Source organism: Paenibacillus sp. J31R30, from assembly GCF_059692115.1.
The window spans coordinates 372,675-392,879 of record NZ_JCAUAV010000004.1 but is presented as its reverse complement, the minus strand read 5'-3'; the positions used below and the strand labels follow the sequence as shown (position 1 = coordinate 392,879).

General features: G+C 45.4%; 20 protein-coding genes. 9 read left to right on the top strand and 11 right to left on the bottom strand.

The genetic code is table 11. From position 1 onward, the window contains the following. Positions 1–121: 121 nt before the first annotated feature. From AC58QO_RS18630 to AC58QO_RS18615, 4 genes are all read right to left on the bottom strand, one after another. Positions 122–2,065, bottom strand: a complete 1,944-nt coding sequence (locus tag AC58QO_RS18630; protein ID WP_497268105.1) for an FtsX-like permease family protein — start codon at positions 2,063–2,065, stop codon at positions 122–124. Beyond that, positions 2,055–2,816 carry an ABC transporter ATP-binding protein gene (locus AC58QO_RS18625; protein WP_497268104.1) on the bottom strand — a complete coding sequence of 254 codons (762 nt, stop codon included), beginning with the start codon at positions 2,814–2,816 and terminating at the stop codon, positions 2,055–2,057. The genes AC58QO_RS18630 and AC58QO_RS18625 overlap by 11 nt, the downstream gene beginning before the upstream one ends. A gap of 101 nt (positions 2,817–2,917) precedes the next feature. Then, the gene (locus AC58QO_RS18620) at positions 2,918–3,928 is read right to left on the bottom strand and encodes a sensor histidine kinase (RefSeq protein WP_497268102.1); all 1,011 of its coding nucleotides are present in this window, start codon (positions 3,926–3,928) and stop codon (positions 2,918–2,920) included. Then, positions 3,921–4,616, bottom strand: coding sequence for a response regulator transcription factor (locus tag AC58QO_RS18615; RefSeq protein WP_497268101.1), 696 nt, complete (start codon positions 4,614–4,616; stop codon positions 3,921–3,923). Before AC58QO_RS18615 ends, AC58QO_RS18620 begins: the two co-directional genes overlap by 8 nt. Before the next feature lie 146 nt (positions 4,617–4,762). Here AC58QO_RS18615 and AC58QO_RS18610 point away from each other — a divergent pair, with 146 nt between their 5' ends. The 3 genes from AC58QO_RS18610 (at position 4,763) to rpmF (ending at position 6,434) form a co-directional block, all read left to right on the top strand. After that, positions 4,763–5,497 carry a class I SAM-dependent methyltransferase gene (locus AC58QO_RS18610; protein WP_497268099.1) on the top strand — a complete coding sequence of 245 codons (735 nt, stop codon included), beginning with the start codon at positions 4,763–4,765 and terminating at the stop codon, positions 5,495–5,497. 31 nt (positions 5,498–5,528) lie between these two features. Then, positions 5,529–6,149, top strand: coding sequence for a hypothetical protein (locus AC58QO_RS18605; protein ID WP_497268097.1), 621 nt, complete (start codon positions 5,529–5,531; stop codon positions 6,147–6,149). A gap of 108 nt (positions 6,150–6,257) precedes the next feature. Next, positions 6,258–6,434 carry a 50S ribosomal protein L32 gene (rpmF, locus tag AC58QO_RS18600; RefSeq protein WP_047680282.1) on the top strand — a complete coding sequence of 59 codons (177 nt, stop codon included), beginning with the start codon at positions 6,258–6,260 and terminating at the stop codon, positions 6,432–6,434. A 72-nt stretch (positions 6,435–6,506) separates the two neighbouring features. Here rpmF and AC58QO_RS18595 read toward each other — a convergent pair whose 3' ends face one another. The 3 genes from AC58QO_RS18595 to AC58QO_RS18585 all read right to left on the bottom strand — a co-directional run bounded on the left by AC58QO_RS18595 (position 6,507) and on the right by AC58QO_RS18585 (position 8,288). Continuing rightward, positions 6,507–7,007, bottom strand: a complete 501-nt coding sequence (locus tag AC58QO_RS18595; protein ID WP_497268095.1) for a pentapeptide repeat-containing protein — start codon at positions 7,005–7,007, stop codon at positions 6,507–6,509. Positions 7,008–7,201: 194 nt separating this feature from the next. Then, positions 7,202–7,777, bottom strand: a complete 576-nt coding sequence (locus AC58QO_RS18590; protein ID WP_497268094.1) for a DODA-type extradiol aromatic ring-opening family dioxygenase — start codon at positions 7,775–7,777, stop codon at positions 7,202–7,204. Positions 7,778–7,934: 157 nt separating this feature from the next. Next, on the bottom strand, positions 7,935–8,288 hold the full coding sequence (locus AC58QO_RS18585) for a DoxX family protein (RefSeq protein WP_497268092.1): 354 nt from the start codon (positions 8,286–8,288) through the stop codon (positions 7,935–7,937). A gap of 129 nt (positions 8,289–8,417) precedes the next feature. Between AC58QO_RS18585 and AC58QO_RS18580 the strand changes: the two genes are divergently transcribed. Beyond that, complete coding sequence (locus AC58QO_RS18580) at positions 8,418–8,801, top strand: winged helix-turn-helix transcriptional regulator (RefSeq protein ID WP_497268090.1); 384 nt, start codon at positions 8,418–8,420, stop codon at positions 8,799–8,801. Positions 8,802–8,875: 74 nt separating this feature from the next. Here the strand turns inward: AC58QO_RS18580 and AC58QO_RS18575 are convergent, their stop codons facing one another. After that, a complete protein-coding gene (locus AC58QO_RS18575; protein WP_497268088.1) occupies positions 8,876–10,861 on the bottom strand; it encodes a hypothetical protein in 1,986 nt (661 codons plus the stop codon). Positions 10,862–11,005: 144 nt separating this feature from the next. Between AC58QO_RS18575 and AC58QO_RS18570 the strand changes: the two genes are divergently transcribed. The 4 genes from AC58QO_RS18570 to AC58QO_RS18555 all read left to right on the top strand — a co-directional run bounded on the left by AC58QO_RS18570 (position 11,006) and on the right by AC58QO_RS18555 (position 15,197). Further along, a complete protein-coding gene (locus tag AC58QO_RS18570; protein WP_497268086.1) occupies positions 11,006–11,860 on the top strand; it encodes a hypothetical protein in 855 nt (284 codons plus the stop codon). Between the two features lie 54 nt (positions 11,861–11,914). Next, positions 11,915–12,676, top strand: a complete 762-nt coding sequence (locus tag AC58QO_RS18565; RefSeq protein WP_497268084.1) for a hypothetical protein — start codon at positions 11,915–11,917, stop codon at positions 12,674–12,676. 668 nt (positions 12,677–13,344) lie between these two features. Continuing rightward, the gene (locus AC58QO_RS18560; RefSeq protein WP_497268082.1) at positions 13,345–14,019 is read left to right on the top strand and encodes a phosphatase PAP2 family protein; all 675 of its coding nucleotides are present in this window, start codon (positions 13,345–13,347) and stop codon (positions 14,017–14,019) included. Further along, positions 14,016–15,197, top strand: coding sequence for an MGDG synthase family glycosyltransferase (locus AC58QO_RS18555; protein ID WP_497268080.1), 1,182 nt, complete (start codon positions 14,016–14,018; stop codon positions 15,195–15,197). Before AC58QO_RS18560 ends, AC58QO_RS18555 begins: the two co-directional genes overlap by 4 nt. A 73-nt stretch (positions 15,198–15,270) precedes the next feature. On the opposite strand, the gene AC58QO_RS18550 is transcribed toward AC58QO_RS18555, so the two are convergent. After that, on the bottom strand, positions 15,271–16,179 hold the full coding sequence (locus tag AC58QO_RS18550) for an ArsR/SmtB family transcription factor (protein ID WP_497268078.1): 909 nt from the start codon (positions 16,177–16,179) through the stop codon (positions 15,271–15,273). 604 nt (positions 16,180–16,783) lie between these two features. Next, positions 16,784–17,239 (bottom strand): putative endonuclease domain-containing protein, encoded by a 456-nt coding sequence (locus AC58QO_RS18545; RefSeq protein ID WP_497268076.1) that lies wholly within the window; start codon positions 17,237–17,239, stop codon positions 16,784–16,786. 220 nt (positions 17,240–17,459) lie between these two features. Here AC58QO_RS18545 and AC58QO_RS18540 point away from each other — a divergent pair, with 220 nt between their 5' ends. Then, positions 17,460–18,554, top strand: a complete 1,095-nt coding sequence (locus AC58QO_RS18540) for an acyltransferase domain-containing protein (RefSeq protein WP_497268074.1) — start codon at positions 17,460–17,462, stop codon at positions 18,552–18,554. Here the strand turns inward: AC58QO_RS18540 and AC58QO_RS18535 are convergent. Beyond that, positions 18,511–20,136: a DUF2339 domain-containing protein gene (locus AC58QO_RS18535; protein ID WP_497268072.1), complete on the bottom strand. Its 1,626-nt coding sequence runs from the start codon at positions 20,134–20,136 to the stop codon at positions 18,511–18,513. The genes AC58QO_RS18540 and AC58QO_RS18535 overlap by 44 nt on opposite strands. Positions 20,137–20,205 lie beyond the last annotated feature (69 nt).

Genomic DNA, 20,205 nt, shown 5'->3' with positions numbered 1-20,205 from the left:
TTTTTGTTTAGAGAAGGGGAACTAAGATGCGTTAGGTACATTTAAATAGGGAAAAGGCTCTCCTCAAGTAGAAGAATCTACTTGGGACAGCCTTAAGGAACACTTCATGTTAGGTGCATATTCACAATGCCCGCTTAATCACCTTCCGATAATGCTGGACAGAGAGCACGCCGAAGACCGAGTAGAGTGCCGTGTACAGCCCCATAACGATCATCATCGGCGTCCACAGCTCCGTTCCAAACAAGAACCATCCCGATTGAACGGCGAAGTAGCTGTGAAGCAGTCCCACGACTAAGGGAATGCCAAAATTAAATAGCTGTTTAACCTTAATCCCCTTTAACAGATCGCCTTGGGTAAAACCAAGCTTTCGTAGAATCGTATACGAAGACTGTTCCTCTTCACTCTCATCCATTTGCTTGAAGTAAAGAATGCAGCCCGACGTGATCAGGAAGGTGAGTCCTAGGAAGCCGACGATGAACATGGTCAATCCCATGCGATTTTTCGCTTCACTAGCCATATCTTGGCGAGAATCACGGGAGGCTCGTTCATTAAATTCGACTTCATGAAAAAGTTGATTCGCTTTCTCACATTCCTTCTCATCTACGATATCAATACCGAGATACAGCGATGAGGTTCCTTGAATTCGAGGGTCGAGATCTTGTTTTAGACGCTGGAAAACTGAATCGTCTACGACAGCAACAGGCAGGCTGCCCATCGAGAAGCGCCTTGTAATGTAGGAGCGTTCCTCGATGCCGATATACGTTAGCGGGATGGTGATATGCTGGCTGCTTAGTTGAAGCGGGCTGTTCGTTTTGAACTGAAGAAATTTTTGCATTTCATCGTTAGCCCCGGTAAAAAAGGCTTGGTCCGCCTTCAAGTCGATGGATCCTGCAGCGGTATCGCTAATAACGGCCACCTGATTGGCATCTGGGCTCATATAAAGTTCACTTTTCGTTTTCAGCACTTGGCTAAGATCAGCCTTGATTTGAATAACCTCAATCGTTGTATCGCGGTGTTCAATGCCACTCTCATCTAAGGCTTTCGTAAAGCGCTCAGCATATTGACGTTCCGTCACTGCAAAGTGAGCAGGAATGTTCATTTCGGCTGTTTTTTCAGCAGAATAGTACGTAATATAGCTCAAGGACAGCAAGCCAATCGCTAAGGCAGATACCGTCGTAATCACCATCAAAAGCAACGCATTGGATTTCATCCGATACATGATGGAACCGAGGGAAAGCACCTCTTGCACGTTCAAATAGCCGTTTTTCTTTTTACGGACGAGATTTAAAATCAAGCGCACAGACCCTTTATAGAACAGATAAGTACCGATGATCACCGAGGCAAGAATTAACAGCATGCTGCTCAATAATCCTGCTACTGACGCAATGCTGCCTGAAAACAATCTAGAAGATACATAGTAGCCTATTAGAACGAGACATATGCCAATGAATCCAAGGATCGCTTCTGCGTTTGACATTTGCTTCACTTTGGCTTCGGTGGAGGTGGCCACATGGAACAATGAAAGAATCGTCTGCTTTTGAATAAAAAAATAATTGACCATTAGAATAAAAAAGTAGACCGCACTGAAAACAACAATTGTTTGGATGAACGCTTGTACCGAAAAGTGGAGCGTTGCAATTGCTTTAACCCCAGTAATTCTGAATAGGATCATCAGAAAGAGCTTAGACACGGAGAATCCGATAAACGTCCCAACGACTAGCGAGCCGAAGTAAAGGATGAAATTCTCGGTACTAAGGATGCGAAAGATTCGTCCTTTCGTCATGCCGATAAGCTGCAGAAGACCGATTTCTTTACTGCGTCTTTTCACGAAAATGTTATTGGCATATAAGTTGAAGATAGCAACAATGGCGATAAGCAGGATCGATGCAGATTTCAGCGCAGCGGCTCCTTTAATAGTCCCCTTGGCTGCATCTAGCGCAGGGTCGTACTGCAACGTGACAAAAGCGAAATAGAGCGCAACGCTGAACATTAATGCGAACACATACAAGTAGTAATGCTTGATATTGGCCTTCAGGTTTTGGAGGATGAGCTGATTAATACTCATATTGCACACCGCCAAGGACGCCTTGGGTCTTCATAATGTCTTGAAAGAAGGCTTGTCTCGTCTCTTGCCCTTTATAGATTTGGGAATAAATCTGCCCGTCTTTAATGAAGATCACTCTGCTGCTGTAGCTAGCGGCAACCGGGTCATGCGTGACCATCACAATGCTCGCTTGACGACTGACATTCATTTCACTGAGTTTATTCAGCAAGTCTGACGCCGATTTGGAATCGAGTGCACCCGTAGGTTCATCTGCGAAAATAATATCAGGATCATGAATGAACGCTCTAGCAGCGGACGTTCGCTGTTTCTGCCCACCGGATATTTCGTTCGGATACTTATCCTTCAGCTCATAAATACCGAGCTCTGTCGCAAGGTCATGAAACTTCTGGTTAGCTTCTGTCTTGGATATCTTCGTAATCGATAACGGAAGCAGGATGTTTTCTTTCACAGTCAGCGTATCCAGCAAATTATAATCCTGAAAAATAAAGCCGAGATGATGCTTCCGAAACTCAGCCAATTGCTTTTCTTTCATGCTCGTCGTTTCTGCTTTGTTAATCTGAATGGAACCATGACTCACTTTGTCGATGGAGGAAAGCACGTTGAGCAGCGTTGTTTTCCCAGAGCCGGAAGGTCCCATGATGCTGACAAATTCCCCTTTTTCGATAGTAATATCAAGGCCTCGAAGTACCTCTTGTTTGTTATGTTTATTGCCGAAGCTTTTATGGATTTTAACGGCTTGTAAGATGGACATGAATCACACACTCCTTTACACGATTAGCTTTATTATAAAAAGCTGGACCGCATTTATCCTTCGATTGGACGAACAAAGTAGATAAGCATGTGACATTATTGTCACATGCTTGTAATCCGCACGAGTTCATTCGGCTGTGGGAAGATGAGGGTGAAGGTGCTCCCTACGCTAACTTCGGAACGCACAGTGATCTGGATGTGCAGGGTGTCTGCTGCTTTGCGAGCCAGATATAAGCCCATGCCTGTCGCCGCGCTGTCCTGATGCCAGGTCGTTGAAGTAAAGCCCTTATCGAAGATACGGGGGAGATCCTTGGCCTCTATGCCACGCCCGAAGTCCGTTACTTCTAGGATAGTACGCTCCTGATCCAAGAAGCTCTTCACGATGATATCGGAGGAGTGACTTGCGCTGTATTTCACGGCATTCGTTAAGATCTGCCGTAGAATAAACGCGAGCCATTTGGCATCACTGAGGACTTGGGTGGCGTCCAAAAGAACGTCAAACCCCATGCCCTTTTGAATGCACCAAGATTGCAGCGATTTAATCTCCATATAGAGGAGGTCTTCGATGTCTACCTTATCCATGTAGAGATCATTCTCAATCGAGGGGAGGCGCAGCTGGTGAAGCTGTTGGTCCAAGAGATGATGGATGCGCAGCCATTCGAAGGTTAGAGAGGCTTTCGTCGCTTCGTTCTCCAAACGGCCAATCATCAAATGCATGGCGGTGAGAGGCGTCTTCACTTCATGAATCCAAGACAGCAACTCGTCTTTCTCTTGTTCCAAAGCGATTTGCTGCCGCGAGGCCGTCTGGTGGAGCTGCTCGGTCTGATTGACCAAGGCTGCTTCCATGACTTTCTCAAAAGGACTTGCCGCATCAGCGAAACCGGATACATCGAGACTGGTTTCCCAGTCATTTAACCGCTTGATAAAAGCCGTTTCTTTGTGATAGCGAAAGATCAAGAAGATCACGAACAGCATCGAAGATAAGAAAACAATATACAGAACGGATCGGAATGGAATCGAGTGGTCGAGATAGGCAATTAGCAGCAGGAGGGCTTGTCCGAAGAGGAACATCCCGAGCCAGCTGATTCGCTCTCTGAGATAAGCCTTAATCATAATGAGGGGTCTCTTCCGTTGCGATGTAACCTTGCCCGACCTTTGTCTCGATAAAACGCCCTAAATCCAGCTCGTCCAGCTTCTTTCTGAGCCGATTCACGTTCACCGTTAACGTATTATCGCTGACAAAACGCTGGTCATTCCATAAGCTGTTGATCATGGCTTCCCGACTGACAATTGTGTTTTTATGCTCGATGAGGAGCTTCAAAATATAGATTTCATTCTTGGTTAACTCAATGGATCCAGCAGAATTAATAACGATATTCTTTTCAAAATCTATCGTAGCACCGGACCAAGTTTTCAATTTCATTTGTTCCGTATTGTAGTTATACACGCGGCGGAGAATGGCATGGATTTTCGCGATCAGCACGTCAAAATGAAATGGCTTCTGGATGAAGTCATCCGCTCCAAGCTGCATAGACATCACCATATCCGTAGGATGGTCGCGCGAAGAGAGGAATACGATAGGCACGTTGGAATGCGTCCGAATCATGCGACACCAATGAAACCCATCGAATTTGGGGAGTTGAATATCAATAATGACGAGATCAGGCTTCAACGCAATAAATGTCTCAACCACTTTATTAAAATCAGCAATGCCATGGACCTCGTAGGACCATTGGGCCAAGCGTTCTTTGATCTCTGCGAACAGGGTCGCATCATCTTCAATAAGTAAGATTTTAAACAAGCAAAATCACCCACTTCTGGTCATTCTTTGAAGCTAAGCTTCATTATAAGGTAAACTGGTGATGAGTAGTATTATCAGGTGATCTATTCTCGTTCGACCATTTTAGCAAATCATAACATAAATACAAATGAGGAGTCATGGATGCGATGAAACAGAACAAATATGATGATCTTGACTTTTATGCAAAATATAGCGAGATGCCTCGATCCATTGGAGGCCTCAATGCCGCAGGCGAATGGCCCGTACAACGTACGATGCTGCCTCTGCTTCAAGGGAAACGTGTTCTTGACCTTGGATGCGGTTACGGTTGGCATTGCAAGTATGCCCGCGAGCAAGGCGCTGCGTCTGTAGTTGGGGTAGATCTCTCGGAGAAAATGCTGGCGTATGCCAGAACGAATCATAACGATTCCGCGATCACGTATCGAAGACTGGCGATTGAAGACATCGACTTCGCAGCGGGTGAATTTGACGTTGTGATCAGCTCATTGGCTCTTCACTACATTGAGCAATTTGATGTTGTTTGCCAGAAGGTGCATCATAGTTTGGCTGCTGGAGGAACTTTTGTACTCTCGGTAGAACATCCTGTCTTTACCTCACGCGCGGCGCAAGACTGGCATTATGGTCCGGAAGGCGAGCGATTGCACTGGCCTGTCGATGACTACCAGAAGGAAGGAATGCGGCTAGCGAGATTTCTAGATCATGATGTCGTCAAATATCATCGGACGATCGCTACCTATATGAATGCCTTAATGGAGGCTGGATTCCGTATTACGCAAGTTGCCGAGCCACAACCGACACAAGAAGCTTTGGATACGATTCCCGAAATGAAAGATGAGACGCGTCGTCCTATTTTTCTTTTGATATCAGCGGTTAAGGATTAGTGGATGGATTTGCAATGAAAGGATGAAGCTTGTGAAAAAGTACGTAATGGCTCTATCAGTTGTGATTATGATTATGAGCCTCATCCTGCCCAGTAAAGGCTATGCTTGCAGTTGCGTGATTCAACCGGATCCCATCAAGGCTGTAGAACGATCTAAGGCAGTATTCTCTGGTAAGGTTCTTGGAATCAAATCACAAGTGCTAGATATCAATGGTATTCTCGATTATAAAATCGCCGTTCATTTCGAAGTAGAGGATTCTTGGAAAGGGATTTCTCAAACAGAGGTCATTGTACTTAATAACTTGGGTGAAGCTGCATGTGGCTATCCTTTTGAAGTGGGGGAATCCTATCTTGTTTTTGCGTATGACTATGATTTTAAGGAGAATATGCTGGAAACAAGCTCTTGCTCATTAACCAAGAAGCTCTCAGTTGCGACTGCGGAACTAGCTGAGATGGGACAAGGTGTAAAGCCAACGAACATAGAGAGGTTGCAAGAAACGATGGATCAGATGGCGTATACGAATAAACGGGCTTATCTCGAGGCTGTCTATCATCGGATAATTAACCATCATCTCCGTGAACTCATTGCGGTTGCGTTAATTATAACTATCGGAGTAGGGTTGCTAGTGTTCAGGATGAGAATAAAATCATAACTATACTGCATGGATTACGAGGTCGATAGGTTCCAGCATTGACAAATGGCTTCCAGAACGCTATGATATCTCTTGTTGTTTAGAAAAGTAACTGGAGGTGTTTTGACTATGGCAGTTCCTCAACGGAGAACGTCCAAAACACGTCGCGATAAGCGCCGTACTCACTTTAAACTGGCTGTGCCAGGAATGGTGAAGTGTGAACAATGTGCTGAACTTAAAAAAGCGCATCATGTTTGCAAAAACTGCGGTTCATATAAGGGTAGAGAGATCGTACAAGCTCAATAATCATATGAATCTTGCAATGAAAATGACACTCCTTAGGGAGTGTCATTTTTTTTTATCTGATTAAATATCTATTTAATCGTTGCTAGCATATTTCTTCAGCAAATCCTCGATTAAGATGCCGTTAATTTTCAAACCAGTGATCGTGCAGTTAGAGATGTCGACATTGGATAAGTCACAATTCGTTATCACGCTGTTACTTAGTACGCAATGATCGAACTGAATGGGCTCATAATCTTGATTTTCCTTATATTTGGCATCGCCTTCCATGGGAAGCATGACGTTGCGAAATTGAGTACCGTATAAAAGGACGTGCTCAATGACAGCTTCGCTAAAGTTGGCATTCGTTATTTTGACACTGCTTAAATTCGCATCGTTGATTTGGGAGCCAGATAAATTCACATTGTTGAACAACAGCCCGCCTAAGTTAGCATTGTTAAATTTCGTTCCTGCTAGACTCACGTTATCGAAATCTAACTTTTCAGCTCTAACCTCTTGAAATTTGGAACCAGAAATATCAGTTTTCTGCAAATCGAATGTATCAGTTGTCCACCCAGCCATTGGTATCCCTCCCATGATTGATTGCCTCCTAAATTTACCATAAAATTGAATTTAATAGTATGGAAGATTAAGTAGTAGACATAAGGGATGTGGAACGGAACCAACCTATTGCAACCGGAAAATGGAGCATTAACGAATGCAAAATAAATTAGATACCTAAATACCCTGATCAGCAACTGCCGATCAGGGTTTTCTTCACCTCGATAAGATTAAAATTTAAAGCTCAGCGTACTTAACGAACCATGTTCGATGGTGTCGTGTAATACACGAATATCTCGCCCAGGGCTTCCGCTGCCAAGCGCAATGAGCAAAGGCACGAAGTGCTCGGCACGTGGTACTCCAATTGCTGCATGCGGGGCTAGCGTTTCGTATTGGCTTAGGGATTCGATATCTCTGGCGAGCACTTTCTCCCGAATCCAATCTCTGAATTGAACGGTCCATTCACGTGGAGGCGCGTCTTTATCACGGTCAATTTCATTGAAATTGTGTGTCAAAAAACCGCTTCCGATGACGAGAACGCCATCTTGCTCAAGTCCCTGCAACGCTTCGCCAATGGCAATCTGCTGCCTAGCCGGCAAGAACGGATTGACTGAAACGGGGACGATGGGAATGTCGGCTTCCGGATATGCATGCATCATGATAGGGAATACGCCATGATCTAAGCCGCGATACGCCTGCCTAACCGGAATGTGATGTCGGCGCAGGCGCTCTTCTACGATGGAAGCAACGATCGTTGAGCCTCTTGCGGGTGATTTCGCTTTCAAAATGCGCCGAGAAAATGACAATGGCTCTTGGGCGGTTTTCTTTGCCGAAACGGTTCAGGAACTCAGTAAATTCGGATTTTTCGAAAATGGTATAGGGCGAGCCGTGGGGCAAAAAGACAGGTGAAAGCATAAGGGGACCTCCTATTCTTATTCGTTAGGTTTGGTAAGCGCTAACAACTTACCAACGTCCGATAGCTACAAATAGTAATATCGCCAAGAAAAGGAGGTTCATCCCGATCGCCTGATTTTCTTTTCTTTTCGCGTGAAGTATAGCAGCTAAAACCATGATTAGACCAAGCGCATATGCGGCAATTGGTGTCAAAATAGGTGCAATTCCTGTGGCATAAGGTAAAATCAAGCCTAGTCCCCCAAGCAGCTCCGACAGCCCAATGAACGTTACCATGCCTTTCGAAACATCTTTTACCCAAGGCATGCTAGCTTTGGCTTTCTCATACTGAAATGCTTTCATAGTACCAGCCATAATAAAAGCTAATGCCAAAACACTTTGCGCGATCCACAATGCGATATTCATAAAATAAATTACCTCCTTGAATTAAGTAAGTATATAGACGTATAATAATCCCTAGGATCGCATATGAGAAGTAGTTACTAATAATATACCTAGTATCTAAAAAGATACCTTAACAAGGAGGGGAACAAATTGTCCTCACCCCATTGTAAATTTGAAACCGTGTTAGAAATCCTAGTGGGCAAATGGAAGCCTGTCGTTTTGTTTCACCTTTTTTCAAACGGCACGATGAGGTTCAGTGAACTTCAAAAAGCGATTCCAGATATAACAAAGAAAATGCTTACCCAGCAATTAAGGGAATTAGAGTATCATGATATTGTTCATCGTGAGATTTATCACCAAATCCCGCCTAAAGTCGAATATTCCATTACAGAATACGGCAAAGGTATGGCAACGGTCCTGCAGGCAATGAATGACTGGGGAATGGCCCATGTTAACCATTTGAATGAGTTATACGGGGAAGACAGATCCGTGGAATCCTTCGAAAGTAAATTGGATGAAGTGACAGGAAGCTAGAAGCAAATATCTAGGAAGTCAAAAAGAAGAAGCCTTTCCCAAGGCTTCTTCTTGCGTTCATTCCCGTGAATCAACTATTCCATCACCACATGCCAAGGCTGCATCCACACGATTCGCTCACCTACACGAAGAATGATGTTCAAGTCGTGAGGGCCAGGAGAGAGGGATCTTGACGTGCTCAAGTGGTACAATGGCGTGACCGTATCAGCGGTAACCGTCTTACTGGCGGGTGCAACCGCGATCGATGAGACGGCATCCTTACCGCCAAGATCATTCTTTTCTTCCAGAGATAACCGTGGTTGTATGGCGTCTTTGAGATTTTTCTGTGTCCATTGTACCTGTGTATCGTAAAGGAAAGCATCTAGTTTAGCCGTTGTTCCAGCTATTTTGTCAGGGAGCTTCCCGAGTTCAACCTTGTAGGCTCCTTCATAGTAGGCGTGCCCTTCATACCAAGGAATAGGGGAAAGGCCGAATAGCTGCTTCGCATCGGGCTGTTCCAAGTACCACTCCCCTTCTTGTTGCTGGGGGATGCCGCTAAGGGCAACGGACTTGGTTAAAATATCTTTCCAGTAGATATCAGCATGCTGTTCCCCTTTGTGTAGAACGAAGGCATAGTCGCCTTTCGAATAACGAACAGCGTTGCTGTCCCCTACGACATCCGCTTGTTTGTATTTCAATTGCTCGGCTAATAACGCCAGCTTCAGAACGTCCAGGCCTTCTTTTACATAGCCTGCGTCAACTTCCTCGTTCCACTTCAGATTGCCTTGGCTATCAGGCTTAAGAATAACTTGCTGTGGATATTGGGTTTCAATCTGTAGCTCAGTACCCGTATCCAGGTCCCAGAATCGGTCTTGGTTCCATGATTGTAAAGGGATCCACCCCGCATGTCCTTCTGCACTCACCTTGAGCCAAGTGGCGCCATTCGGAAGGCTCCATACCGCGGTGACATCCACATCCTGATTCCGCAGCAAAAGGACAGAAGACGTATAGTGCACATCAGGATAACGCAATAACTCACGGTCACCGCGAATAGATACCTTCCAATGAACGTTCACCGCGTCCGCAGGCTCCCCATACGAGAGATTAATCCATCCTGTTCCTTTTGTTGATTTAACATGGTACCAAGTAGAGAAATGCCAAACATCGTAAGGACCTCTGCCGTACCATAACGGCTGGGTGATTTTTTCGAAGGCAGTGACCTTCTCGCCAGAGAGTACTGCAATTTCTTTGTTCGCTGGGTCATTGAATAGCGGAATCTCCGTAGTCAGATTTAGCGTTTCATCGGAAGGGACGATGGTCACACCTGCTTGCCAAGTCCACAGGGGGCCCGCGTCCGTTTCAACTAAGAAATAACGATCATAAATCGTTGTATGCTCTTTGATGATGTGTGTTTCGCCAGCAGACGCGGATTCCATCGAAGTATGCTCCTGTTGTAATAGGGGCAAGAGTTCCTTATTGCCGTAAATACTTTGATAATACACAGGCTTGCTGACGTCTTGAATGGTGCCAATCTGCTTCACCGGGATGTGCGCCCACAAGTCTCCCAGCCAGGTAGTATGGATTTGAATCCATGCTTTACTGGACGAGTCGTTCGTGTAGAACCATTGCTTCTCTGCGCTCACAACCTTCACTTCCTGCGGGGCGAGGACTGCTACTGAACCGCCTCGTTCGTTCATTTTGCTATAAAGCGGTGTATCCGAGGAAAGCAAAATGTGATCGGGTGGAGCGATATCAATCTCCCACGGGTTTGGACGTATCCAACGAGGGCCGAACATCGTTTCGATTTTCCAGGTAGCTGCGCCAATAGACCAAGCGCCATTCGTCTCGATGACGTTGACGTTTTGTGGAGAAAACCATCCCTCGGGCTGATCGGCAGGTGTATCTGCTGCAGGATAGTACGCTGTATCAGACAACAGTTCAATCGATCTAGGAATACGTAAACCATCAGGGGGATAGGGTCCCTGAGCCATGAAATCCGCTGAGGTTCCTGCAGGCTTACCTAATAGTCCCGCTAGTGTTACCACTAACAAAGTTACCATCCAACTTGCACGCCATTTCATTTCTTAACCACTTCCCGTCACCATTTGTGGTAAATATTTCAATTATTAGACGTAAAGTGCGGGCAAAAAGTTTCTGAAATAGGTGTAACATATGGGAAAGGGGTAATGAGAAACCTTTTGGAAGTAAAGGGAGGCGTCCGTCTTATGAAACTATTCAAACTAATCCCACTATGTATAGGTGCTATGCTTTTGCTGTTCTCGGCAAAGCCTTTGTTTACGATGGGGAAAGAGATGGTCTACGGAAACCGAGTCGGCCGTGCATTCACATTTGATCATATTTATGTAAATTTCATGGAATTAGGCAAAGTGGAGATCCTAGGGAGAGGTACGCCGATTCCAGTGGATCGTATTTCAGTTGAGAATTATCTATCTGCTGACAGCGACCCAAAAGCCATTCATACGATGGCGGAGTACGTGAGCATAAATCAACAAGCCAATTCGAGTCCACTTACTTACACTAGAACGTATAAGTGGGCAGGTCAGACGATTGAAATTGCAGATCAATTCCAAGCAGGTGTTTTCAATGAAGGCAGCCGTGAGGAAGCGAATTTAAAAGTGAAGGTCAATCAGAAGGATTGGTCTGTGGAAGGACCTGTGTTAGTTAGGCCGAACTTCTTGGATGATAATCGGTACCATGGATACTTTGGCATTTTGACAGTCGTAGAGAAAGGGATAGAGAAGTTCGCAGTCATTCAACGAGTCTCCGGAACGGCGTTTACTCCGAATCAGAATTTGTCATGGCGCATCCTGTATGTGGATCAGAAGGGGCAGGTTCAAGAGGACAGCTTCACATTTGATGAGCTGGGGGAGGTTCCGCAGAGGGTGAATATGATAAATATAACGACAACTGCACCGAGTTACGTAGGATATCATAGCGACATATTGCTCGGCTGGCCATCCCTCTTTTTCCCCATAGCGTACCCGTTCGGCACAGCCTTAGTAGGACTTATTTTCGTTATCATCGGGCTAGTGAAGGGATTTCGCACATTTCCACAATAATATCTCGAAGTGAAACGAATGCGGAAGGTGAGCCGCTGAAAGGAGTAAATTCTGTTGAAGTTTTCATACTATGTAATGCTATTAACTTTACTGGTAGGATTGTCTGCGTGCCAAGAGACTGAGTCTACAGCGGTTGTTTCGAGTGCCATGTCAGAAGAGACAACGGCTCCTATAGTTGTGAAAAAAGAGTTAGCGACCCCAAATGTTAATGAGGTTAAGGATCTAACGTCCCTTATTCCTAAGGGGTGGAGGCAGCTCGCTCGGCAGGGTGGCCCTGACAAGGTAGAAGGTGACTTGAATAATGACGGTATCCCTGACGTCGCCGTTGTCGTCGAAAAAGTAGAAGCCAAGCAAGGCGAGGCATCGGAACGGGGACTTCTCATTGCTTTTGGGAATAAAGATCATACCTATACGCTCTCCACTATGGCTGATAAGGCGATTCTAAAAGCCGACGAAGGCGGGGTTTGGGGCGATCCACTAGCTGGTATTTCCATCGACAGAGGCTCTGTTGTTGTTCGTTTTTATGGGGGAAGTAACTACAGATGGTACGGGAATTACCGGTTCAGATTTCAAGATGATGACTGGTACCTGATCGGTGCCACGGTTGGCTCTTTCTTTACGGGTACGATGACAGAAACGACGGGTGACGAAGAAGACTATAACCTGCTCACAGGTGATTATGTCAAACGAATCGTCGACGATCCGAAGGCCGAGAAGCCCACGTCACACATGATAAAAGGCAACATGGGGAAGAAGAAGCTTCTGAAGTTGAAGGATTTTGTGGCGACAGGGTCAACGGATCAGTTTTTAAAATAGTCAGAGTGCGCGGCCGATGGAGAAAATCCAGTTAGTTTGCTGGGGACTGGAGCTATCTACCTCTCCATCCTCATTTCGTCCACCCGCCATCCAACTATCGTATTTCCATCTCACCAGCTACCTACCATCCTCAGTTCCATCATTCGTCTTCCACGCTTCTCTTATCTACCGCAAATCCTCGCCCACACCATTCCATCCTCATCCCTTCCATCTACGTCTCCAACCCTCTCTCCCTCTTTTTACCCACCATTGTCACCGTCCTAATCCAGACCTCACCCACTTATCCCCAAAGTTACCCACAGTATCAACATGTCCACAAATCAGGCTGTGCATAATATTTTGCAATCTTTATGCACATATCCACAGTCGATCTTATCCACAGGTGGAGAGAGAAGCCCCTCTAAGCAAAACACTGAAATGTGGCAACCCTCCGAAATGACCAAGAGATGCTTTTCCTCGTGCGATTTGGTATGCTGTATTATGTTGTAACATTGTCGTAATATATTTGTAACACATCATCTATATGCGCCTCAGGATGTGGACAACTCCGCCTTTGGTCTAGTTTTTTTCACGACCTTTGGCTAACGAAAGACAGTACCTTGGTGCGTTCAGCAAAAGGCCTAACTCCTTTATGATAGAGGTAGCGTAGAGGAGAGCGAGGATTTGGCATGAGAACGAAAGCTTGGGTGTCCTATTTGCTGGCTTGCAGCGGACTACTTTTGATCCCATTGGTAGGGCTCATTTATATACATTTAAATCAAGATTCAGGAACAGCGTACAGCTTAATGACGGATCTGGATCGACAGATTCCTTTTATCAAAGGCTTCGTGGTCCCGTATTTAGCCTGGTACGGCTTCCTTGCCGTAGGATTCCTGTACTTAGCGTATCGAGATCGCGTGAACTACATCCAAACACTCGTGGAATTTATCATAGGTTTGCTTTTGTGCTATGGCGTATATGCTATATATCAGACGACCGTGCCGCGGCCAGACATTGTAGGCAGTGATTGGCTGCTGCGGACGGTCCAGTGGGTGTATCGCTCGGATCAACCGTTTAACTGTTTCCCAAGTACACACGTGTTAACAGCCTATCTCATGATGAGGGTATATCTTCGATCTACACGGATTGCGGTGCGATACAAAATCATAGCGGCGGGTATGTCCATTTTAATCATCGTATCGACATTGTTCGTGAAGCAGCATGTGCTAATGGATATTGCAGGTGCAGTGCTTGTTGCTGAAGGAGTCGTCTATGTAGTGGAGAGATGTAGAAGAGCATGGTTAACAGGATCGATAACTGCTGGTGCGCGGCAGGATAAGCTCGAAAGGGGACTAAAGCAATGAGACGAAAAGGGAAGCTTTTGATACTGACGGGCAGTCTTGGCGATGGGCATAATAAAGCAGCACAAGCGATACTTGAAGCCGTGCGCATGTATAGGCCGGATATGGAAGTGAAAGTGGTCGATTATTTGGCGTGGACGCATCCGTACCTGCATGGGGTGGGCAAATACTGCTATATGCAATGGGTGAAAAGCCTGCCATCGGTGTATGGTTTCCTGTACCACAAGACAAGACATGATACCGCGTTATCCCATATGTTCAAAAGAATGAAGTCCTTCAGCACCGACCGGATGCTGGATTTGTTAGAAGAGGAAGCGCCCACGGAAGTCGTGTGTACGTTCCCAGGTGCTGCGGCAGCGATGTCTTATCTAAAATGTAACGGCCTTACAATCGTGCCGACCGTGACGGTCATCACCGACTACACCGATCACAGCTACTGGATTCATCCGGGGACGGATAAGTATCTGGTTGGGGCAGAGCATGTGAAGCAGGCGCTTCTGAAGTATGCGATCCCTGAGCAGCGTATCGTCGTGACGGGGATTCCGATTCGGATGCCCTTCACACAGACGTACAATCGTGCAGAGCTTCGTGATAAATACGGCTTGCACCGTGACATGCCAACCGTGCTTGTGATGGGCGGGGGACATGGCCTGATCGGAAGGTCGTTCAAATCTGTGCTGCAATCGGATGAATTGGCGGTGCCTGTGCAATTTGTTTTCGTCTGCGGTCGCAACGAGAAGCTGAAGCAGCATTTGGAAGAGGAGCTAGGCGGCTCGAATACGCATCATCATGTGCTGGTGACGGGGTTCGTCGATCATGTGCATGAGCTGATGGCGCTGTCCGATCTGATCGTCACGAAGCCAGGCGGGCTCACCGTGTCCGAAGCGCTAGCGTTAGAGCTACCGATGATGCTGTACAAGCCGATCCCTGGCCAAGAGCAGGCGAACGCCGCTTATCTAGTGGGCATTGGCGCTGCTGTTGAAGTAAAGAACGCAGCGGAGATGAAAAGCCAATTGCTCGAGGTCATCGCGAACCAATCCGTTCTGCTCAAGCTGAAAAAGAATGCACAGCTGAGTCATCGTCAGCCCGATGTGCTCCGCACGGTGGATGCGATTCTGGAAACGGAGCATCATTACCTTCCTGTTCAGGATGGCGTGCAATTCTCCTATGCTAATGTTTAGTGGCAAATAAAAAGAAGACCCTTCTACCTCTTTTTCAAGGATAGAATGGGTCTTCTTTTTTGACCATATAAGCTTATTTATCCTCCTGCATCGTCACGATGATATCCTGTGCGTAGTTGCCGAATTGTTTGCCAAACAGCGTAACACCGCCACAATTCGTCGCTGTCTCTAAAGAGGCAATGCGGAAATGAATATCTTGCGAGAATAGGATGTTCAGGTCATGAATTGTGGTGGTCGATATTTGCGTGCCATCTAGAAAGGAACCCTGTGGATTCACCGTAATAATTTTCAGCAGACCATGCTGCGTGTTGCTATTTCCCCACCAATCGGGGGAGAGTACGCCTCTGTGCTTGCCGAAATCGCCAGGGCAGGTCCATTGACCGAGTGGCTTGTCGTTGATCGAAAAGGAAATATCCGAAGGCCAGTTCTCGTTATAGCCAGGAGCTTCCGAGCAGATTTCAAATGAAATCTCCATCGTGCGAAGCTTCTGGTTGCTATGGAAGAAATTCGGGATGCGGTACTCGACATAACCGCTGCCGAACCAGAGAATGCCAGCTTGTACATGCTGCGGATCCGCAAAATACCGCGGATCATCCAGCACGCCAATCAGCTGCGTCGGAGAAGCCAATCCACACGTTGGGTTCACGTCGAAGGCCGAGTATTGGCCGATCGGAATCGCAACCGTCGTTGTCGGATGCTCATAGGGCTTCTTCGACTTAAACTGAAGCGTGGCTTGTTCAAGCTGCAGGTAGCAGATCTTTTGCGTGCCGCGCACACCGGTCACGTTCTCCGAACGTACGATGCCAGCTTGTTCCAGCTTCTGGATATGCTTCGTCACGATCGCCGACGAAATCTCCAACCGCTGGGACAGCTGTTTGATATTTAACGGCGCTTCGCTGAGCAGTTCAATCATCTTCACGCGAGTCTCCGAGGAGAAGCATTCCAGGAAGGACATATTTTTGGATGAAACCTCAATTTGCATAGGGGGACCTCGACTTTGCAGGCATAGTTTTCTTTATTGTATAACCTGTAGGTTATTTAAACAACCTGATTGTGAGGGAATAATGGATTTCTGTAAGAATACCCTTAGTTCCTCAGGTGATTAACCGCCGATGTTGTATAAAATGCAACATTAAAAGTGATTTTAGGCACAAATAACCCCAATGTTGTATTTCATACAACATACTAGGGCAGTTACCTGAAACGAGACCAAAACCGCCAATATTGTTGCATGAAATGCAACATAGAGGCTCTAAAACGGCTATTCCGTGCAATAATGTTGTACGAAGTGCAACTTGCTCCCACGAGAAGAGGAGGGTTAACACCCAGTAGCGGAGTAACTCCCCCTTCACGGGCGTCGGCCACTTCCCTTCACAACAATCGCTGCCAAGCGCCATCACTCAGCTCATAATATCGCGTATAGGCACCATCACCTGCTTTCTTCTGAAGGACGCCCTTCGTAACAAGGCTACTTAGCCAGTTACGAGCTGTACGAAAATTAACCTCGAAACGACTAATGACATCTTTCGGGCGGATTGGTCTGCTAATGTTGATGGCTAGCCTAAGTACTTCTTTTTCCTCCGAAGTCAGCCTCGTTGTAGAAGTATGGCTTCGAATGAGATGGGGTCAATCACTAGTTGCAGCAACATTTGGCACACTTCGGGTCGGTTCTGGATATCGTCGAAGGAGAAATGAACCATTCTCCAACCCATCCCAGTGAGGAACGTATCGCGGTTCAGCGAATAGTTAAACTTTTCGCGATCCATCTCTTTGATGTGACTCTGGAACCCGTCACATTCTATCCCGAAACGCCCCGACGGAGTGAGGTAAGCGAAGTCAATGAATTGGGATTTTCGATTCCAGTCATAAATCTCATATTCGGGGTGCAGGTTGTCCAAGTTTTCGAATAAAGGCCACCACACTTGCTGAAGGAACAGCTTCTCAGCATAGTTGTGCCCACGGAGCAATCGCCCTTTACGTTCTCCGTGTCGACGAGTCAGGTGATCCTCCAAAAACGCCTTATGAGCATGAGCAAATGACATATTGCAGTCGTCGCCTCCTTTTGCATAAAAACAAAAAAACGTCCCCTGCCAAATTGGCAAAAGGACGTTCTTCGTCTACCAAATAGTGTATCACAATGGAAGTGATATACGCTATTAGTAGCTAACAGCCAGATTTCGCTAATTAATCGAGTTAGAAAAACTATGGTATACTAGGCATACAAAAAAAGTTAGCTCGAAGAGTCACTAGGAGGAATCACACATGGATCGAACATATATCTTAAAAATCAACGAATATTTGCAAATTGATGAGTATAACTTGAATTTGATTCTACAGTGCTTTGATGAGATTCAAAGCTCCGAATTTTTGAAAGAGCAATTGGAAATCGCACGGAATCAAATCTTTGTAGAGAACCTATATGATTTATCCGAAGACGTCAAAGCCAATGTGGCAAACCATTTGCAAGGTGCAAACTTTTTCCCACTTATTGTGCTGTTGGAGAAATTCGATGACGTTCTAACGTTTTATGAAAAACACAAGTTGCCCAAGGAGATTCTGCTGCACACGTTTAGCGATGTGAATTTGTGGATTCGAGGCTATAAAGATAGACATCAGAAGGATGGATTTGAAGAACTTCGTTGGTTGAAAATCCATTTTAAAAATGAAATTTTCAGAGTAGGGCGTTTGCAATTTATTTATAAGAAAAATTATATGAAGGCGAGGGTCTATAGACATAAAGTGACTAGTGAAATGGTCATTATCCCGCATGATCAGGTGCAGTTTGACGATGAAGGGTTTACTACCGCGCTCCCTGGCAGCTTCGCATCTGAATTACTGGAAACCGATAAGGCTATTACTTCGAATTGCATTCTTGAAAATGGAGTCATGATTAAGAAAAATGTAACCATTGCCAAGGAAGATTACGAGCTTGTTTTGGGTGAAAACGATAACGTCTTGGACGTGCACATACCTGGTTACGAGCCGCTAAACGCGGAGAAATGCAAGGAATCCTTTGATCAGGCTTTGGTGTTCTACCAAACGTATTTTAACGATTATACCTATAAGGCATTCATTTGTGACTCCTGGCTTCTTACGCCGCATTTCAAGGAAATATTGCCTGCTGACAGCAACATTAATAAATTCAGCTCCATGTTTGAGCTCGTAAGCGGTGTTGTGAGAAACTCGTCATTTTTGTTCTTTGTGTTCAGAACCACGAATCCTGATTTAGAGAAACTGCCGAGACAAAGCAGCCTGCAACAAGCCGTTTACAACCATCTAAAGAGTAATAAAGATTTATGTGTAATGAATGGTTTTATTTTGATTGATAGAAGAAGCGAGATAACAAAATACCGATGAAACCAAGACCGATAAATAAAACGGCTTTGATGATCAAGGAGACATTGGGCAAGTCCATGTAGATGACCTTCAATAAAGTTAGGAATAACAAGGCGATACCCGTAAGTCTTACTTGTTTGATTTCTTTCTTCAGACCGTAGGCAATTACACCAATCGCGTATACGACCCACGCCGTCGAAACAAGTAGATGTTGGATATTTGAGCTTAAATCGTGTGCGAGTGTTCGTGTGACTTCCGTAATGAAAAACAAGAACAATAGACCAAGTCCGTATTTAAGAATGACTAACGTGTTCTTGGTTGTGCTGCCCACTCCATAGTGGGAAACCATTCGGATCATACACGACAGGGTTCCTAATAATAGTATCCATACTAACATTTCAACTGAAATGATGGTGCTCATACCCTCTGTGATTGTATTTAATGCCGTTGCGAAGGCGAGTAGATAGATGATGGCGCCGTTGATTTTTTGCAAGAACGACTTCACTACGAATCCAAGAAACAACGCAATCATTCCCTCAACTAACAAGAAACCTGGTAAAGCATCAGCGCTGAAGTAGTTAGCTGTGTAGAACAACAATGCATAGGATGCTAATGTCATTGTAAAGGGCAACTTCTCTTGCGCTTTTCTGCTGAACCAGTAGGAAATCAAGGCGTACGCAATAAAAATTGCAACCATCAACACATTGAATTGAGCGTCCGTGTAGGCCACTTTCAACCAAATAGCTGTAAATGCGAAGCTTGGAATCAGCATTCTAAGTTGGTGATGCATCGTAGGGCTTTTTATAAATATAGAAGCGAGCAAAATGATTTGTTGTGCTAACACGCCAATAGCTGCAACTTTTTCATCCCCATTTACACTGATGACATAAAGGAACAATGCCAATTGCAGCAAGCCGAACGAAGTGTAAAATAAAGCGACAAATTTATTTCTTACCGCGTACATCATAAAACTTATAAACAAGATCGTCTCATAACTCACAAAAAATACCGTTGATGGATTGTCACTATTCAATAAGAAGGGCGTCAATACGCCTGCGGCACTTGCTAAGATGGCTAATGATTGTGACTTTAATTTGTGTGAAAACCATAAACCCAAACCTACCCATACCACATTCAGGGTAAACGCAGCCGGTGCAGGAATGAGTTCATATAATTGATGGCACGCAAAGGTAGTTAGCATGAACAATCCGATGGAGCCGCCTAATAAAACCTGTGACAGCAAGGGTCGATTGGCCTGATGTTGTTTGAAACCGAGGAAGACAAAGGCTACGCCAACCAAATAACCAATCGCACAGCGCATAGGCTCTGTTAGGAATCCGCTGTCAACCGCCGCTTTGAATCCCCATACGATACCGATAAGTAGTACAAACATAAAAATCCTCGGCAGCCATACCCTTGCAATCAAGTGCTCCCAGTCGGTTTCTTCTTTGATTACTTCTTGTTTTGGGGGTGCAATCTGGTGAACCGGAATTGGATGACGTGCTTTATTTTCAGTTGGTTTGCTTTGCTTTAAAATGGCGATTTCTTTCTCAAGCTCGATAACTCTCTTTTCTAAATCCTCAAATCGAGTATTCATGTCCATAACCAAATCTCCCCTTAATTCCCCTAAGTTCAGTGACATTTTCGATCAAATGTTTTATAAATTCAGGAT

Coding starts and splice junctions, on each gene's coding strand:
- AC58QO_RS18625 (WP_497268104.1), bottom strand. CDS start 2,816: ATGTCCATCTTACAAGCCGTTAAAATCCATAAAAGCTTCGGCAATAAA.
- AC58QO_RS18535 (WP_497268072.1), bottom strand. CDS start 20,136: ATGGACATGAATACTCGATTTGAGGATTTAGAAAAGAGAGTTATCGAG.
- AC58QO_RS18595 (WP_497268095.1), bottom strand. CDS start 7,007: ATGGGAGGGATACCAATGGCTGGGTGGACAACTGATACATTCGATTTG.
- AC58QO_RS18555 (WP_497268080.1), top strand. CDS start 14,016: ATGAGACGAAAAGGGAAGCTTTTGATACTGACGGGCAGTCTTGGCGAT.
- rpmF (WP_047680282.1), top strand. CDS start 6,258: ATGGCAGTTCCTCAACGGAGAACGTCCAAAACACGTCGCGATAAGCGC.
- AC58QO_RS18575 (WP_497268088.1), bottom strand. CDS start 10,861: ATGAAATGGCGTGCAAGTTGGATGGTAACTTTGTTAGTGGTAACACTA.
- AC58QO_RS18585 (WP_497268092.1), bottom strand. CDS start 8,288: ATGAATATCGCATTGTGGATCGCGCAAAGTGTTTTGGCATTAGCTTTT.
- AC58QO_RS18560 (WP_497268082.1), top strand. CDS start 13,345: ATGAGAACGAAAGCTTGGGTGTCCTATTTGCTGGCTTGCAGCGGACTA.
- AC58QO_RS18550 (WP_497268078.1), bottom strand. CDS start 16,179: ATGCAAATTGAGGTTTCATCCAAAAATATGTCCTTCCTGGAATGCTTC.
- AC58QO_RS18620 (WP_497268102.1), bottom strand. CDS start 3,928: ATGATTAAGGCTTATCTCAGAGAGCGAATCAGCTGGCTCGGGATGTTC.
- AC58QO_RS18610 (WP_497268099.1), top strand. CDS start 4,763: ATGAAACAGAACAAATATGATGATCTTGACTTTTATGCAAAATATAGC.
- AC58QO_RS18545 (WP_497268076.1), bottom strand. CDS start 17,239: ATGTCATTTGCTCATGCTCATAAGGCGTTTTTGGAGGATCACCTGACT.
- AC58QO_RS18540 (WP_497268074.1), top strand. CDS start 17,460: ATGGATCGAACATATATCTTAAAAATCAACGAATATTTGCAAATTGAT.
- AC58QO_RS18630 (WP_497268105.1), bottom strand. CDS start 2,065: ATGAGTATTAATCAGCTCATCCTCCAAAACCTGAAGGCCAATATCAAG.
- AC58QO_RS18570 (WP_497268086.1), top strand. CDS start 11,006: ATGAAACTATTCAAACTAATCCCACTATGTATAGGTGCTATGCTTTTG.